We start from the raw sequence: 17,330 nt of genomic DNA on the forward strand, positions 1-17,330 counted from the left end.
TTGGTTATAAAAGGATTCGTAACTCAGCTCGCTGGAATTCACCGCCGTCTGTTCTGAATGCCCAGGTACCGTAAAGACGCTGCTCAGCAGACTCACTGCTGCCGGTAGTGTATGGATAAGTTTTATCGTTTGTCCTGGTAAAGGGTTTGCCTAGCCTTACATAAATATGGGAGCAAAGAAAATGATGTTTTGGACGGTAAAACCTAAGCCTGTGAGTTTAATAAAATAATCGAACGATGTGACGCGTAACAAATTTGATTTGCCTGTTGTTGTTATAGTATAACATAATAATAAACTGTCGTTTTATATTCAAAATCTTTACCATTTCCGGATCTTATTACCATGTCAGACGTCGTAATCAGCGCTTCCAACCTGTGTGTTGATGTGCAAGCAAAGAAAATATTAAACAATGTCTCTTTTCATGCCAACAGAGGCGAAGTACTTGCCTTGCTCGGCGGCAACGGAGCTGGTAAATCGACTACCATTAAAACCTTTCTGGGGTTAATGAAACCGACTTCCGGCACAGTACAGTTGGATGGTGTGGATGTGCAAAAAAATCCTGATATCGTCCGTCAAAAAGTGGCCTATTTACCAGAATCGGTCATGCTATACGGGCATTTAACCGCGATTGAAAATATTCAGTATTTTTTATCTTTGTCGGGTAAAGACAAGCCCGAAGCCGATATTGTCGCCGCCCTTAAACGAGTTGCGCTGCAGGAATCAGCCTGGCGAGCCTCACTTGGTGGTTATTCCAAAGGCATGCGGCAGAAAACCGCGATTGCTTTAGCGTTACTGCGTGAGGCCCCTATCCTGTTTCTGGATGAGCCGACCTCCGGACTTGATCCTGTCGCTATTGATGAGTTTAACCGGTTGGTCAGTCAACTGGCCGCCCAGGGCGCCACCATATTAATGGTTACCCACGATGTGTACGGGGCCTGCCATGTAGCCAATCGCATTGGTTTGCTGCGTAACGGCGAGATTGTAGGGATGTTTGATGCGCCTGAACAGGGCAATATCGACTCTGAAGCGGTACACAAAGCCTTTACCCAGGGAGTGGTTGCATGAGTGGTATTGTTTTTACCATCGCCCGTGATGAATGGCGTTACTGGCGACGTTCCAGCCTTGCACAAACGGTACTGATGATTGCGGTACTTCTTGCCGCCGCCTCGGTCTGGGTAACGCATGCGGCCATTAGCCATACCACTGAGCAACGTCAGCACATGCAATCCGAATCGGTTACAGCATTTGAAGAACAGCCCGATCGTCACCCCCACCGTATGGTGCATTACGGTCATTATTTGTTTCGCGCTCCTCCCCCACTTGGCTCGCTGGATCCGGGTATCGATAGCTTCACCGGTAATGCTATTTTTCTGGAAGGTCATCGTCAGAATGGCGCTACCTTTGCTGATCAGAAGCAAAGCAGCGGTTTAACCTGGGCAGGAAGATTAACACCTGCCTATGTCATGCAGGTGCTTACGCCGTTGCTGCTAATTGTTCTGGGATTTGGTGTGATGACCCGGGAGCGTGAAGCCGGTACGCTGGACTTTCTTAAAGTACAAGGCGTATCGCCACTGGTTTTGCTCGCTGGTAAAGGCGTTGCACTGGCCGGAGCAGGCTTGCTGGTACTCACACCATTAATTATTGGTGCCTTGATTACAGTGTTAAACGGTGCCCAGTTAGTGCCGGTATTGACCTTTATTTTTAGTTATCTGATGTACGTTGTGGTGTGGTGTGCGCTGGTGTTGCTGGTTTCAACACTGGCTCGTTCTAACAGCGCCAGCTTTAGTGGCCTTGTGGCGGTGTGGATCCTGTTGTGCCTGGTAGTGCCGCGGATAGCCAGTAACACGGCAAGCGTTATGGTTGCCTCGCCAGGTAAATTGGAAACGGATTTTGCGGTCCTCAAGAAGCTGCGACAAATGGGGGATGGGCATAATGCTAACGACCCGGCGTTTAAGGCTTTTAAAGATAATTTGCTAGCGCAATACGACGTTGACACGGTGGAGGAGCTTCCAATCAACTTTCGAGGCGTAGTGGCGCAAAAATCAGAAGCGGATTTGACCGAAGTGTTAAATGAATTTGCTGAACAGCAAATGGCGCAGCAGCAATCGCAGGCGGTGATTGCCAGAATGTTTGGCTGGTTATCGCCCATGATTGCCATTCAGAATGCCTCAATGAAGCTCGCAGGTACGGATCTGGAAAACTATCAGCGGTTTATGCGCGAGGCGGAAGCCGTACGTTTTGAATTTGTTCAGTCACTGAATAAACTGCATGCCGAAGGTATGACCCTTGAGCAAGATGCCAATAAATACAAAAGTGCAGAGGCTAAAAAAGCCGCTACCGTTGGTGCGGAAAACTGGCAGATGCTGGAAGATTTTCATTTTACCCCGTTACCGGCCGGGCAACGGTTTTTCAACAGCCTGACGGCCATGCTGCAATTGCTTTTTGCTGCCGGATTAGCGCTGGGTTTTATTTATATTGCAGGTAGACGAGTATGAGTTGGTCAGATATCCGTCGTGAGGCCGTGTTTGTTTTGCGTAAAAAGAGCGTGTCTTTGCTGCTAATGGCGGCCTTTGCCCTGGCATTATTTTCGGTCTGGACCGGTAGTGTGGAAGTGGCGCAGCAAAATGCCACCATTGAGCGTTTACTGGAGGGCGATAAAGCCGATCGGGAAGAGGTTGCTCATAAGCACCATGATTATGGCTACATTGCTTATTATACTTTTCACCTGACTTATGCGCCGCCCTCGCCACTGGCTTTTGCGGCATTGGGTGTTCGTGATGTGTATCCCTGGAAACATCGCATTCGGATGCTGGCTCTGGAAGGCCAGATCCACGAATCAGACACGCAAAACCCGGAACTTTCCTTAGCGGGCAAAATTGATTTTACTTTTGTGATTGCTGTGTTTGCGCCGCTGATGCTGATATTACTGCTGCACGATCTACGCGCTGCAGAACGTGCCGCCGGGCGTCATGATTTTCTGATTGTGACGGCCAGAACGCGTAGCAGTTTGTGGCCACTGCGCGCTGGATTTATTGTATTGGCACTGTGGCTGGCACTCACCCTGCCATTTATTGGCGGGGCCTTGGTAAACGGTGTCCCGGTCGGGCAAGTGACAGCGGTATGTACCCTGGTGCTGATTTACTTATTGTTTTGGTCGTTGCTGTGTTACTGGGTGGCGCGCTTTACTTTCCCGGCACCAGTGTTGGCTTCGCTGCTGTTGGGTATTTGGTTAGCCACCACGTATATTCTGCCGTCGGTTGGCAACGTGGCCATTGAAGAGGCTTATCATGGTCCCGAGGGGGGCGATATTCTGATGACCCAGCGAGAAGCGGTGAACGATGCCTGGGATCTGCCGCATCAGACAACCATGGATGCCTTTGTCGCATCGCACCCTGAGTGGCAAGGCAAAACTGAAACCAGCAGCCTGTTTGAGTGGAAGTGGTATTACGCCTTTCAACAAGTGGGTGATGAAAAAGCCCTGCCACTGTCCCGGGCTTATCAGCAAATTGCTGAGCAGCGCTATGCAGCGGCAGGATGGGTGGCGCTGTTATCGCCGGCAACCCTGTTCAAAAGAACGCTAACAAACTGGGCTGGTACAGATGCAAAGGCTGCCTGGCAGTACGAGCGTGATATCCGCGAATTTCATGCTGAACTACGCGATTTTTACTACCCTTTCTTGTTTAATGGCACTGAGTACAGTGAGGAGTCGTTAGCAGAAAGACCTGTTTTTAGACCCAATAAAACCAATAAGTAACCTGGAACTTAACAATGACAAACCGGCACACAAACTTTTCACGCAAAGCGCTGACACTAGCAGTATTAACAGGACTTAGCGCTACAGTGGTAGCGCAAACAGGTGACGCAGACAAGGATGATCTTGAGCATATCTCAGTGGTAAATCAGCGTCAGGCCTATCGCGGTGACGTCCCTTTAAAAGAGCTGCCGCAATCTATAGATGTCATTAACGATGAACTGCTCGATGAGATGGGCGTATTTGATCTGCAAAGCGCATTAAAGTTTACCAGCGGCATTGCCAGTCAGAATAACTTTGGCGGACTGTGGGACAGCTTTGCTATTCGCGGGTTTGCCGGCGACGGTAACCGACCCTCCGGTTATCTGGTGAATGGTTTTAATACCGGACGGGGCTTTTCGGGTAAGCGCGATGCATCAAGCATTCAGTCTATTGAGGTATTGAAAGGCCCAGGGTCTGCATTGTATGGCCGCGGCGAACCCGGCGGTACCATCAATATTATTACCAAAAAACCACAGTTTGCAGAAGAAGGTTACGTTGAGGCCACGGTGGGAAGCTACGATCTTTACCGATTGGAAGGGGATTACACCAATGCCATTAATAATAACCTTGCGTTTCGTGCCAATGGTGCTTACGAGGATGCTGGCAGTTTCCGGGACACGGTAGAGAGCGAGAAACTGTTTTTTACCCCGTCAGTGGTGTATCGCCTGAGCGACGACACAAGTCTGTTTTACGAACTGGAAATCATTGATCAGGAGGCTGATTTCGACCGCGGGATCTCGATTCCGAATAATCAGTTTGGGGTGGTACCCATCGATACTTTTTACGGTGAGCCAAATGATGGACCAATGACCATTGAGGGCATTGCTCACCAACTATCCGTGCAGTCACAGCTCAATGAGAACTGGAACATCAACGGCGGCATCAGCCACCGCGATTCTTCCTTCGAAGGTTTCTCTACTGAACCTGAATTGTCGGGCGGTCGACAGCTACTTTATGTGGACGGGCAAACCCTATCTCGTCAGCGCCGTTATCGGGATTATGACACCACCGACCTATCGGGCCGATTTGAATTAAGTGGTGAAGTGGCAACCGGTTCACTGACTCACCATATTCTGATGGGTGCTGACGCTTACGATTATGAATACGACCAACGGATGGATCGCTGGCGCACTGGATGGGGCTCGGGTGATACCACCTATTCAGTCGATTTACTTAATCCACAATATGGTCAGCCCCAACCTGACGTTGCGCCGCTGGTCGACTCACTGGAAGAACAGCAGGCTTATGGTGTGTATGTGCAGGACCAGATTGACTTGACCGAGCAGTTTAAAATGCTGGTTGGCCTGCGTTTTGATGATTTTAAGCAACAGATCAATGGTACCACCACGCAAGACCAAACAGCCACCAGCCCGCGTTTCGGTGCGGTGTATATCCCGAACGACAATTATTCTTTTTATCTGAGCTATTCTGAAGGCTTTAGTCCGAACAGCGGAGTGGATAATGACGGAAATGCTTTTGATCCGGAGGAAAGCGAATCCTATGAAGCGGGCGTAAAACTGGCCTCGAATGATGAGTCTCTGGTGGCAACCCTGGCAGTATTTCACGCTGAAAAATCTAACATTCTGGCGGCTGATCCGGTTAATGGAGGCACCATCGCCATTGGTGAAGTGGAAAGTTCGGGCGTTGAGGTAGACTTGGATGCGGCACTAACCGATGACACTGTGGTGACTTTCTCCTATGCCTATATCGACGCTGCGACCAAAAAAACGGTAACCAATCCCGACTGGGGCGTTGAAATTGCGGCCGGCACGCCGCTGGTGAATGTTCCTGAGCATTCTTTTAATCTGACTGCCCGTCACGAGTTATCACTGGGCGGTTATCCAGCCAGTATTGCTGCGGGTATTACCCATGTAGGTGAGCGTGTAGGTGATGCAGTAGCGCCAGACTATAAATTGCCGCACTACACAACGGTGGATATCTCGGGGAATGTTGAAATTACGTCGGCATTATCCGCCCGGCTGGTTATCGATAACCTGTTGGATAAAGAGTATTACGACAACTCTTACTCAGCACTGTGGACACAACCGGGTAAACCTCGCACCCTGATGGTAAGTGTCCGTTACGCATTTTAGTCTGGCACGCTGCTATGATGAGCTAACATTATACGACCAGTGCAAAGCTGGTCGTGTTGTTTTTTGATGGTTACAACCAGCCTTTCTGCCGGGCAATTCGGGCCGCTTCAATGCGATTGCTGGCATTAAGTTTACTGGAAGCACTGGACAAATAATTGCGTACCGTACCCGGGGATAAGTGCATTTCACTCGCGATTTGCTCTGTTTGGTAACCGTCGGCAGCCAGCTTGAGTGCTTTACGTTCTTTATCACTTAGCGGATCGGCTTCTTCCCAGGCGTCTACAATTAGCTCCGGGGCGATCATTTTACGTCCTTGCATAACGCGTCGAATCGCATTGGCCAGATCATCACTTGGCGCGTCCTTAAGCAAATAGCCTTTAACGCCGTAATCCATGGCTCGGCGCAAGTAGCCTGAACGGGCAAAGGTGGTCAGAATAATCACTTTGCAAGGCAGTGGTTGTTGCTGAATTTGCTGAGCTAATTCCAGGCCTGACATCTGGGGCATCTCAATGTCGGTTAAAACGATGTCGGGTTTAAGTTCGCTTATCAGTTGCAAGGCTTGCTTGCCGTTGCTGGCTTTGCCAATAACCTGCATATCCGGCTCTAAATCCAACAAGGCTGACAACGCACCGAGCAGCATCCCCTGGTCTTCAGCAATCAGAATATTGATGGTTGTGTTCATAATGGCACCGTTACGATAATGCTAAAGCCTTGTTTATGATTAAGTGTGAGCCCGCCGCCCAGTTGGGCCAGGCGCTCACGCATGCCTTTCAGGCCATTTCCTTCAGGCCCTGCCTTGCTGTTGCCGTTATCCGCAATAGTGAGTGTTAAGCTGTCGGCTGCTTCAGTCAGGGTAATCTGGCAGCGGTTTGCATTAGTGTGTTTTACCAGGTTAGTAACGGCTTCGCGAACAATAAAACCAAGCGTTGTATCGATATTAGCAGGCAGGGTTGAGTCAGGAATAGTGTAATGGAAGTCCACATCAACCGAATTTAACAGGGTTTTCGCGTTGGCTAATTCAGTGGCCAAATCCTTCTGGCGATAACCGGTTACAGCTTCCCGTACTTCTGCCAGGGCGCTGCGACTGATTTGTTCCAGCTCAGCGATTTCTTTTCGGGCTTGGTTGGTATCATGATCAAACAGTTTTTGGGCCAGTTGAGCTTTCATAGTGAGCATCGAGAAAGTATGGCCAATCAGATCATGTAAATCCCGCGCAATCCGCTCCCGCTCGGCGGTCGTCGCCAGTCGCTTTACTTCTTCCTGAGTGAGTTTAAGTTGAGCATTTTTCTTCGCTATTTCTCGCTGAAAAACGTTTGCACCACCAATCATAACGGAAAAGATCAGTGCCGGAGCGTAAAAATAGGCCGATAAATCCCGCAGCCAGGCAAGCAAAACGATATAAGCCAGTATAACGCCTATAGTGGCAAGGCTCTGCTTTGGTTGACCGACGTGTGCCGCAAAAGCACTGGCGTATACAAAAAAAACACCGGCACCGGGATTCACTAAGGTTAATACCGAGCCAATCGCACAAATTGCTGCAATATAAAACAGCGTATGGTAGCCCGAGGTCCAGTAAGCCCGAAAATAACAGGCCAGGAATAACAGTGTACCTGTTGCCGACAGCCACATATGCCAGGTCGGCGGGTCGTAAAACACGAAGTGAACAAAGAAACTGCCCAGGTAAACCAGCCACAGATAGGGCAACACGCCTACGTCACTGTTGGCTGGCAACAAACGGTGATGCACCGTTGTGCCAGCTTATTAAGGGGTTTAATCATGTTTACTCAAAATAGATATTATCGAGTGTAAAGTTAAAGTCTGGCGTTGCCGTACCGGCAACCCAGCCAATCCCGGCCACGTTGGCCCAGTCAACACCACCAATATCACTGAGGTTAATCGACACCTGTTGACACTGTCCTGTTACGGCAAAGTTTATTTCACTGGGCCGCCCGGTGTGTGGGGTTAAAACCATAAATCTGAATTCGCCGTTGGTGCCTGCTACATCAAATACTATACGCTTGAAATTGCTAAGATTATAGCCAGCGTCTATGGATTCTGTGAACATCAGGAAAACGCCGGACCATGGATAGGGAAACTGCTTACTAACCGTACCGGTTACCGCAAGAGCACCGCTATTATTACAACCTTGCGAGATATGTGTAATCTCAGCAGTGGAATTTCCCTGCATCATCTGGTCGGTTGATACAACAAACCGGCCACCCAGTTGTGACTTAAGGTCTGAATTGAACTGACTTACCATGCCTGAATTCGGTGTTTCACCTTTGGTATTCTGAGAGTCGAAATACGCAGTAATCTGAAAGCCATTTTTGACTATCCAGCGAACGTGTTGAGTATGCTTAATGTTTTCTCTTGGGTCTTTGTCGAGCACAATAAAGTCTGCCCGGGCACCACTACGAAGATGGCCACGCTCGCCAATATCAAACGTCGAATAGGGTAAGTAGGTAGCTGCGGTCAAAGCTTCAGTAGGCGATAACCCACTATCTACTAATAAGGCCAACTCGTCGTGCAGGCTGATTCCATGCGTGGTGCCTTGGTTTGGCGCATCGGTTCCGGCTAATACCACAATGCCGGCCTCGTGCATTTTACGGGTGTTCTCAATAGCGATAGCAAAGTAGTTTTCTGCTACCCGGCCTGAGGCAATATCGTTAGCAATAGCGTGCTTCACATCAGCCGCCAAGTGAGTGCTAAAAACCGAGTCCTGAATTAGTGCCTGGCCCCGTCCTTCACCCGCCAGCGATGCCAGTATCGATAAGGTGGGGATGACGAATATGTCCTGAGATTTCATCAGCGTCATGAGCTTCTCACTGACCGGCGTACCTCCGAAGGTATGAACTAGCCCATCTGCACCGGCTTCAGCAGCATGCTCTGCCGAGATCAGATCCATAACGTGGACTACCGCTAAAGCGTTCTGGGCATGCGCTGCGCTGACCACAGCCGCTAAGGTATCGTAGTCGATTGAGGTAAAACGGCCTTTATGCCCGGCTTGACTGGCTGAGGCATCGTAAACAACCTTAATGTAATCAGAACCTTCGGCCAGTCGCGCAGCGACAAAGTTGCTGGCTTCTTCGGGGTGGGCAATAGTTGGAATAGCAATACCGTACTCGGTACCGTGTCCGCCGGCACTGGTTACCAACACGCCGGAAGAAAATAAATCCGCTTCCTCAGTGGCAGTCAGGGAAGAGCGCTGAGCTTTTTTGGCCATAAAAAAACGGCTATCGGTAAACATATCCAATGTGGTAGTCACACCAAACTGCAATGACTGCTGTAACGCTTTGCCCCAGGAGTGAGTATGGGCATCAATCAAACCAGGGATCACAAAGCCGCCCTGGCCATCAATTACAATGGCATCGGTCACTGTTGCCGGGCTCACTACCCGACCGTTATGAATGGCCAGCTCGGCCTCTTCATGCCACTGCTGGCCGTCGAAAACGGTGACGTTGGTGAGGTAGTAACTGCCGGTATCAGGAATGGACAGGCTGTTTTCGCCGCCACTCCTGGCTGGCTGGGGGGTGACCTCTGGTGTAGGCAACAAACTAATAAATAGGCCGATTAGTGCTATGCACGCAATAATTATAATAGAAAATCGCATGGTTTTATCCTTGGTTTAATAACGGTTGTCGATAGCGTTAAATTGCTTAACGGAGAGACCCAGAAAGACCAGCATGTAAGCTGCTAATGCGCCGGTATGCAGGGACCAGGGCGCGCCTAAATCATTGTTCTGAATAGCCAGCGCCAGTTGTGCCAGGTGATAAGCAGGGAAGATATTGGCCGCCAGTTCAAGGCTTGGGGGGAACAACTGGATAGGTACCCACAACCCGGATAAAAACGCCATGGGCAGGTAAATCAGATTGACGACAGCCGGTGCCGCTTTGGCCGACACCGATAAGCCAATAAACAGTCCGATAGCACAAAAGGGCAGCGTCCCCAAAAGCACTGTGATGAGTGTAGAAATCCACTGACCGCGGGTCATGGTAACGTTACCAAACGCTGCTCCCAGGGCAAACAGGCTCAGTATAATAATCAGTGCAAACAACATAGCCGTAATAATACGGGCCGCAAAATAGCTGCTGATAGGCATGGGGCTCACCCGTTTGAGGCTCAAAATTCCCTTGTCCTTATCGGTAGCAACATCGGCACCAAAAGAGAACAGGGCCGGGCCGATTGCGCCAAACACGGCATAGGTGGCCATCATGTACTTTGCAGCCTGACCGGGCTGCCCGCCCATGGCGTTAAACAGTAGGCCAAAAAACACATAAAACATCACCGGAAATGTCAGGCTTGGGATCACGAAGCCCGGACTGCGCAACGTTTTCATTAGTTCTGTTTGGGTCTCTAACTGCAAAATATGCCAGCGTTGAGAAAGCGACAACGGTAATGGTTGCGAAGTGTTCATTACGATATCTCCTGAGTATTTACAGCACTATCTGATGGGGCAGTGGATTGAGTGAGGTGTAAAAACGCATCCTCCAGTGATATGCCTGATACGGTTAAGTCCCGGGTTGTAACGCCGGCTGCGAAGAGTGCCATCAGATGTGTTTGCGGTGCCGGTGAGTACAGCTCAATATAATCGCCGCGGTCGTGAACCCGGGTGTCTGGCAGGCACTTTTGGATAACCTCCGGTGAGGCGCTACTGCGAAAGCGCACCCGTTTACCGCCCAGTTTTGCTTTGATCTGTTCAGGTATGCCCTGAGCTACAATCTGCCCTTTGGATAACACGATGATCCTGTCGGACAGAGTATCCGCTTCTTCCAGATAATGGGTTGTCAATAATACCGACGCACCTCGCGCAGCTAATGCCCGGATGCAGCGCCAGAACTCTCGTCGGGCTGTGGCATCCAGGCCAACCGTGGGCTCATCCAGGATCACCAGACGCGGATCACCGATAATGGCCATAGCAAACAGTAGCCGTTGTTTTTGTCCACCAGACAGGGTTTGCACTTTTCGCTGTTGCAGGTCAGTCAGTAAAGCCGTTTTAATAACTTCCTCAAGTGGCAGGCTGTTGGGGTAATAGCTGGAAAACAACCGCAGTTGTTCTATTACCTTCACATTATCCGGCAACGCAGCAGACTGCAGCATTACGCCGATTTGCTGTTTGGCAGCCCAATGCCCGGCGGGATGGCCAAAGACCATAACCTCGCCAGAATCAGCCGTCAGCTGACCCAACAGCGAAGCAATGGTTGTGGTTTTTCCTGCGCCGTTTTCACCGAGCAATGCCACGACTTCATTGGGGTGAATGCTTAGCGTGACATCGTCAACTGCGGATACTTTGCCAAAGCGTTTCGATAGGTGATTAATGCTGACGAGCGGTTGATGATCTGTTGGCATATTGTTGCTCCGTTATGATGGAGTCAGTATGCCGGGTGCCTGCGAGACGGGTAATTAGCAAGTGTCATCACTTTTTATGACATTTGTCACTTTTTACGTAGGCCACTGATTATCTGAGGAGCTATTTTTTATTTCTAGCTGTGACGGGCTATCACTGAAGTGGTTTGGTAGTGAAGTACGCAGGGACCTGTAAAGCGAGTATAAATGCCGGTACGATATTGCAGGCACAAACATTACATCAGCAAGGCGCTAGAGGCGGCTTTCGTGTTCTTTGAATAAGCTGATATTGACTTCATTTCCTTCAATAAACCAGGCGCACTGATGACGATCTTTTGAGGTTAGTTAACTGTTAGCCAGAATGTAGTCTTTAATCCGTTCGCTGCACTGCCCGTCGGTGGCACCCACCATATCCTGGGTGATCTGCAAACGTTGAGGCTCTAGCTTTTCCGGGTTACTTAATGCGCTTTTAATGGCTGAGGGTACGTGCGTGGGCAACGTCGCGCGCGTGCAAAGATCGTGGAACATCTGCAGGTCGGGGTCAAGACGTTTCTCTAAACGGAACTTCAAAATGCCACGATAGCTCCAGCGAGTCTGATAGAAATCACACCATACTACCGGCTTATTCAGAGCAGCATACTCAAATATGGCCGAAGAAGCATCTGATAACATGACATCGGCTATTTGCATAAACGGTATCAGGTTATAGTCCTCCACACCGGCAATATGCACATTCGCATGGGGGCCCCATTTATTGAATAGCTCGCGCTGCCCCTTATATCTTTCTTTGGTCAGGCTAAAATAGTGAGGCTTGATCAGCACATTGTAATCAGCCAGCAGTTGCGGCAATGACTCATCAAATTTTTCAATACTCGACGGATAAAAAGTCGGAGCGTAAAGCACAGTGGGTTTATCTGGCGACAGGCCTAACTCACGTAAGCAAATGGAGGCCGGAGTACCGTTAAATATAGGATCGAGTTTGGCGTAGCCAGTGTCGACAAAGCCGGACTCCGGAAACTTCTCCTGCAACCGCTGTAGCCGTTGCTGACCTTCCACAAAGCGCACATCAAAGGGGAATTCTGAGGCGGTATAATAAATGGCTTTGGGGCCAATGCCGTGTAAAACCAGTGCAAGACGGGCTTTAATTTTAGTTTTCTCACTTTTACAGAATTGCGGCGGATTACCAAAGAAAATCCAGTCTGCTCTATTTTGCTGGTAAAAAAGATGGGCGTTCTTTGGGGAGTCGATAAAATGATAAGCAATACCGGCCTTGTCGAGCTCACTTTTCTTAAGCTCATCAAAACCTTCTTCAGGGTAAAGCACAAAGATACACTCGACGTTGGCGTCGGTTAATTTTTGGGCTACCGGTAGATATTGAGGCAGGTAATACAGATGTTGTGTATCGAAATAAACGCGAACCAACGAGTGACTCCCCGAAGCATGACTTATTTATAATTATTGCGACAAAAACCTCAAAATTTAAGATAACTGTCATTTTTGTTTCATCATAGCGACAAATTTTAAAAATGGCTACTTTGGTAAGGAATTGCCATTTTCGCTGTGTCTCGTAACAGAAAATAGCAAAGGTCATACCGGAAATTTCGCAGAAACTATCTGGGATCTCCTTGGTATTCCGGCTTATTGAGAAAGTTGATGGTTAGTCATACTGTTATGCAATTTCCAGATATTCTTCGATGCGTGGGCGCCTTCTCGGCCCAGGCCGCTGGTTTTTACCCTGCCAAAGGGCGTATTTGTTGCCGACATGACACCAGTGTTAACCCCTACCATTCCTGACTCTATCGCATCAACAACACGCTGCGTGTGATGCTAATCATCACTGAAAAATAGTCTGCCAGACCGAAAGGCGTATCGTTAGCGTATTCACTAACCTCTACTTCCGTATTGAAAAGGATAATAGGCATTAGCGGCCGAAGGTCTCAGCGTAGGTACACTGGGCCATGACTGAATGCTGGCTGATGGTGCCGCCCTTGATGACGATGCAGGATGGTTGCTGAAGGTATTCGTTGCGGGAACAGAAGCGACCAGCGCTTCTATGCTAAGTGTTAAACGGTTACTGCTGTGCGGTGAGAACAGATGGGCGCTGGGTCAGTTAATTCACCTGAGTGAACAGGATCCACCCGATTTTGCCGCTATCACTGAACTGGCATGGCTGTTTGAAACCGGTCTGGCAGTTGAACGGCATCCGGAAAAAGCGGCTACGTTATTGTCAGTGGTCACCGAGTCCGGCTACGCCATAGCACAGAATGCGCTGTCGGTGATGTTTGTGTAATCTTATGGCCGGGTGGTATTTTCGCTTGCAGACCATATTGTTGAGGCGAGTGCCAGAGCGTTTTTACTGAGCACCCGCCCATAACGGACGTGATTACTGGTCGCTGATCTTAACCAGCACCTTACCAAAATTATCGCCGGATAACAGATCCACAAAACCCTGAGCGGCATTTTCCAGGCCTGTGACTACCTGTTCACGGATTTTGATGTCACCTTTATGCACCAAAGGCGCACAGGCTTCAATAAACTCTGCACGACGGGGTTCAAAGTCATAGACTACCAATCCATATACGGTTGCCCGGGATTTGATGAAATAAACCGGCGATGGACCCGGTGGTGGTGTGCTGGTGGTTCGGTTGTAATCTGCTGCCAGACCGCACAGAATAAGCCTGGCGCCCACGGACAGACGTTGGCTGCATAACTCCAGAATGTCACCACCGATTAAATCAAAGTAAACATCGATACCCTGAGGACAATGTGTATCCAACGCAATGGCCAGGTCGTCTTTGTGGCGGTCTATACAGATATCCGCGCCAAGCTCATTTACCGCGAAGTCACACTTGTGTTGCCCTCCGGCAATTGCCACAACCCGACAACCGCGTTGTTTGGCCAATTGAACAACCATTGAACCTACCGCGCCTGTTGCTGCAGCGACCACCACGGTTTCACCAACCTTGGGTTGTGCCTGCCAGATTAAGCCCGCATAGGCGGTCAGGCCGGGCATGCCCAGAATAGATAATAAATAGGGCGTGTGTTCGATATTATCCGGTACTCTTGTGAGTGTGCCAGCCGGAAGCGCTGCATAACGTTGCCAACCCCCAAAGCAGCGGACCTTGTCACCGGGTGTAAAGTCGGGTGAAGTGGATGTCACCACCTTAGCAATGGTTTCACCTTTCATGGTGTCGCCAGGCATGACAGCCCCTGACAAATGGCGCGCGCTAATTTGGCTGCGCATGTAGGGATCCAGAGATAGCCAGAGGTTTTTAACCAATACTTCGCCATCTTTCAGGGTAGGCATATCTGTCTGTACAGTGTCGAAATGGCTGGCAGCAGGCATGCCCGTCGGTGTTTCTTGCAAAATCACTTTGCTGTTGGTTAATGCCATTAGTTTTTCTCCAGGCCAAGGGTACCGGGGTTAAGCAGACCTTTAGGATCTACGTGTTGTTTGAGTGCCTGAACCAGTTGCCAGGCTTGCGGTTTTACTTGTTCATGATATGGGTAAGATTTACCCAACTGCATGTGCATGGTACCGAAACGGGTAAAGATATCGATCAGGGCTCGGCGCAACTCGTATACTTTTGCTGTCGCATCCGGGTTAGGTGCATGCTCCCGCAGCTTATTCAAATGCTCACTTTCCACAGCGTGCCGGTGCAGTTCGTTGAGCGCCTCAGGCCAAAAGAAGACCGGCTCTAATACCGTGGCACTGTTACCAATGGTGGCAAACAAGTAACCACATCCAATATTGTATTTCTCGATATCCTGGCTGTGTTGTTCGTACAACTCGCCAATTGCGGCAAACACGTCGCGAACTTTTGAATGAGGGGCTACGCAGTGCACCGGCAACCAGCGTTCGGCTTCAGGTCCGATCATAGAGTTCACCGGACCAAAGGGGTTAGCGCGCATGATGGTGGGAATACTATTTTCAATTTCACGCAAGCCATGGTTTCTTGCCAGTTCACGAATGGCTTTTTCCTTGATAACCGCGACCTCGTCGTAACGTTCTTCAACCAGTGTATGGATAGAAAACTTCACATCTTTCATGTAGCTTCGCCCGGCCAGGGCCACTTTCGCACCAGCCTTAAGCGCTTTGCCTAATCCCCCGGCGGATTTCATTACACCGCCTAACGCCTTAAAGTCTTTGGCAAGGCTTTCTCGTTTCAGCCGTTGTGCCTGCAAGAAGGGATCGAAACCGCATACTTCTGAAGCCAGTTGCTGACGCGAGACTTCGCTGGCAAACGCCAGCAGTTGATCGCCGGTTTCGGCGGCAAAAGACAGGCCGCGGCGAGCGGGTGTCTGTGGGATCAGCTTCAGCGTTACTGTAGCTTTAAAACCCAGCGCACCGCAATCACCAACAAACAATCCGGTCAGGTCGGGACCAAAATGACGGTACCATGGGGAGCCTTGTTTGTGGGCGGCGCTGCCCGTATCGATAACACTGCCATCGGCCAATACAACTGACATGGACACAACCGATTCTGCCGACGGGCCATGCAGGGAAGAGCCCCAAAAAATACAGTTTTGCGATAAGCCACCACCAACCGTTGCATAGAGACCTGAAAGTGTGCCCCAAAACGGTGTTCGAAAACCGCTCTCTTTAAGGGCGTTATGCAGTGTTTGCCAGGTACAGCCGGCTTCAACTGTTACACACATATCATCTGTATTTATATCGATAACGCGGTTCATTGCACTCATGTCAAGTAATACGCTATGTTCAAACTTAGGTACGTAACCTGATGTATAGGACATACCGCCGCCGCGAGGAACAACGGGTATATCAGCATCTACAGCGGCTTTGATGACTGCTGCAAGCTGCTCGGTGCTGGTTGGCCTGACAACAGCTAACGCAGCAGGTCCACGGGTGAATACGTCGGTAACATACAGCTGACGGCTCGCTTCATCAGTGAGCAGGTTATCGCTACCAACGATGGTTTTGAGATTCTCAATAATTGCAGACATGGTGTAAACTCCTCGGAAAACGCACCACTGAAGGCCAATCTGGCGTTGATTCGGGATGGCAAATTGATTCACATTTAATATAATGACCTAACATTATAACAAATGTTATTTTAGATCCAGTCTGTAATGCGTCGGTGATAATTTCAAGTAGGGTATGACAATTATCAAAGAACTCACTATCTACCAGTTCTACCATTCCCGGTAATTAAACGATGTGCCGGTTACGCTCAAATCAAGTGCGTTGTTCCGGTAGAACAAGACCGAGGTTGTCCTTAGTCGCTGACTCAGAATGGAAATATACCATGCGTAAATGTTATCTGGATTTGCCCCAAGGGCAGCTACATTATCGAATTGCCGGTAGTGGTAAAGCATTATTTTTACTTCATCAGTCACCAATGAGTGGCGTTGAATGGGATGACATAATTCCACTGCTCAGTGACGATTTTATGGTGATAGCACCCGATATGGTAGGGCATGGCCAGTCTTATGAGCCAGACAGTATGAGCATGGATTTGCTGACTGAGGCAACCGTTCAGTTAATGGATGCATTAGAGCTGGACACTGTCTATCTGGCCGGGAATCACTCCGGGGGAGCGCTGGCGTCATCGATTGCCACCAAATACCCTAAACGGGTAGAGAAACTGGCTATTTCTTGTGAGATGCTGATCACCAAAAAACAAATCGAACAATTTTTGGCGGCGATTAAGAGCAAGCCACTGTCCCGGGATATTCCGATGGACAGTGACGGGAAGTTTATTGCGGAAGCCTGGTTGCGGTATGAGGCTCTGGCTCCCACGGCGCCACTTGAAGTGCGTTTTAAGCCGTTTATTAACGGCCAGCTAGCCCGGCTACGTCAATTTGATATCCATGAAATGATCATGGATTGGATGGCGTCAGACCAATGGCCAGAAAAGATTGCCTGCCCGACACTGGTATTTAGTGCTGAACACGATCTGTTTTACAGCGAAGCCTTGCTGGCAACAGGCCCACAGCGAATTAAGAATTGTCAAACAGCACTGGTCACCAATGGTGGGGCAATGTGTACCTTCGAACAACCTGAACAGGTTGCCAATATTCTGCGTAAGTTCTTCTGCTCGTAGTGTAAGATCCTTTCAATCCCACCGCTATCGGTGGGA

At 49.5% G+C, this 17,330-nt stretch carries 15 protein-coding genes; 6 read left to right on the top strand and 9 right to left on the bottom strand.

Annotated elements, in window-relative coordinates; translation table 11 throughout:
* The first annotated feature begins 342 nt into the window (after window positions 1–342).
* The 4 genes from AC2T0J_RS08880 to AC2T0J_RS08895 are packed head-to-tail and all read left to right on the top strand — an operon-like array spanning window position 343 to window position 5,886.
* The gene (locus tag AC2T0J_RS08880) at window positions 343–1,065 is read left to right on the top strand and encodes an ABC transporter ATP-binding protein (protein ID WP_489809774.1); all 723 of its coding nucleotides are present in this window, start codon (window positions 343–345) and stop codon (window positions 1,063–1,065) included.
* Complete coding sequence (locus AC2T0J_RS08885; RefSeq protein WP_489809775.1) at window positions 1,062–2,495, top strand: ABC transporter permease; 1,434 nt, start codon at window positions 1,062–1,064, stop codon at window positions 2,493–2,495. Before AC2T0J_RS08880 ends, AC2T0J_RS08885 begins: the two co-directional genes overlap by 4 nt.
* The gene (locus AC2T0J_RS08890) at window positions 2,492–3,754 is read left to right on the top strand and encodes a DUF3526 domain-containing protein (RefSeq protein ID WP_489809776.1); all 1,263 of its coding nucleotides are present in this window, start codon (window positions 2,492–2,494) and stop codon (window positions 3,752–3,754) included. The genes AC2T0J_RS08885 and AC2T0J_RS08890 overlap by 4 nt, the downstream gene beginning before the upstream one ends.
* A 14-nt stretch (window positions 3,755–3,768) precedes the next feature.
* Window positions 3,769–5,886, top strand: coding sequence for a TonB-dependent siderophore receptor (locus tag AC2T0J_RS08895; protein WP_489809777.1), 2,118 nt, complete (start codon window positions 3,769–3,771; stop codon window positions 5,884–5,886).
* A 70-nt stretch (window positions 5,887–5,956) separates the two neighbouring features.
* On the opposite strand, the gene AC2T0J_RS08900 is transcribed toward AC2T0J_RS08895, so the two are convergent.
* The 7 genes from AC2T0J_RS08900 to AC2T0J_RS08930 form a co-directional block, all read right to left on the bottom strand.
* Window positions 5,957–6,568, bottom strand: a complete 612-nt coding sequence (locus AC2T0J_RS08900; RefSeq protein ID WP_489809778.1) for a response regulator transcription factor — start codon at window positions 6,566–6,568, stop codon at window positions 5,957–5,959.
* Window positions 6,565–7,632, bottom strand: coding sequence for a sensor histidine kinase (locus tag AC2T0J_RS08905; protein ID WP_489809779.1), 1,068 nt, complete (start codon window positions 7,630–7,632; stop codon window positions 6,565–6,567). The genes AC2T0J_RS08900 and AC2T0J_RS08905 overlap by 4 nt, the downstream gene beginning before the upstream one ends.
* A 34-nt stretch (window positions 7,633–7,666) precedes the next feature.
* On the bottom strand, window positions 7,667–9,496 hold the full coding sequence (locus AC2T0J_RS08910) for an amidohydrolase family protein (protein WP_489809780.1): 1,830 nt from the start codon (window positions 9,494–9,496) through the stop codon (window positions 7,667–7,669).
* A gap of 15 nt (window positions 9,497–9,511) precedes the next feature.
* The gene (locus AC2T0J_RS08915; protein WP_489809781.1) at window positions 9,512–10,300 is read right to left on the bottom strand and encodes an ABC transporter permease; all 789 of its coding nucleotides are present in this window, start codon (window positions 10,298–10,300) and stop codon (window positions 9,512–9,514) included.
* Window positions 10,300–11,232: an ABC transporter ATP-binding protein gene (locus tag AC2T0J_RS08920; RefSeq protein WP_489809782.1), complete on the bottom strand. Its 933-nt coding sequence runs from the start codon at window positions 11,230–11,232 to the stop codon at window positions 10,300–10,302. The genes AC2T0J_RS08915 and AC2T0J_RS08920 overlap by 1 nt, the downstream gene beginning before the upstream one ends.
* Window positions 11,233–11,574: 342 nt before the next feature.
* A complete protein-coding gene (locus AC2T0J_RS08925) occupies window positions 11,575–12,651 on the bottom strand; it encodes a CDP-glycerol glycerophosphotransferase family protein (protein ID WP_489809783.1) in 1,077 nt (358 codons plus the stop codon).
* 216 nt (window positions 12,652–12,867) lie between these two features.
* Window positions 12,868–13,017, bottom strand: a complete 150-nt coding sequence (locus tag AC2T0J_RS08930; RefSeq protein WP_489809784.1) for a hypothetical protein — start codon at window positions 13,015–13,017, stop codon at window positions 12,868–12,870.
* Between the two features lie 178 nt (window positions 13,018–13,195).
* On the opposite strand from AC2T0J_RS08930, the gene AC2T0J_RS08935 reads away from it, so the two are divergent.
* Window positions 13,196–13,519: a hypothetical protein gene (locus AC2T0J_RS08935; RefSeq protein ID WP_489809785.1), complete on the top strand. Its 324-nt coding sequence runs from the start codon at window positions 13,196–13,198 to the stop codon at window positions 13,517–13,519.
* A 93-nt stretch (window positions 13,520–13,612) separates the two neighbouring features.
* Here AC2T0J_RS08935 and AC2T0J_RS08940 read toward each other — a convergent pair whose 3' ends face one another.
* Both AC2T0J_RS08940 and AC2T0J_RS08945 read right to left on the bottom strand, forming a co-directional pair.
* Window positions 13,613–14,623 (bottom strand): NADP-dependent oxidoreductase, encoded by a 1,011-nt coding sequence (locus tag AC2T0J_RS08940; RefSeq protein ID WP_489809786.1) that lies wholly within the window; start codon window positions 14,621–14,623, stop codon window positions 13,613–13,615.
* On the bottom strand, window positions 14,623–16,194 hold the full coding sequence (locus AC2T0J_RS08945) for an FAD-binding oxidoreductase (RefSeq protein ID WP_489809787.1): 1,572 nt from the start codon (window positions 16,192–16,194) through the stop codon (window positions 14,623–14,625). The genes AC2T0J_RS08940 and AC2T0J_RS08945 overlap by 1 nt, the downstream gene beginning before the upstream one ends.
* A gap of 302 nt (window positions 16,195–16,496) precedes the next feature.
* Between AC2T0J_RS08945 and AC2T0J_RS08950 the strand changes: the two genes are divergently transcribed.
* Window positions 16,497–17,294 (top strand): alpha/beta fold hydrolase, encoded by a 798-nt coding sequence (locus AC2T0J_RS08950; protein WP_489809788.1) that lies wholly within the window; start codon window positions 16,497–16,499, stop codon window positions 17,292–17,294.
* Window positions 17,295–17,330 lie beyond the last annotated feature (36 nt).

This window comes from Alteromonas sp. ISO5 (assembly GCF_058105165.1).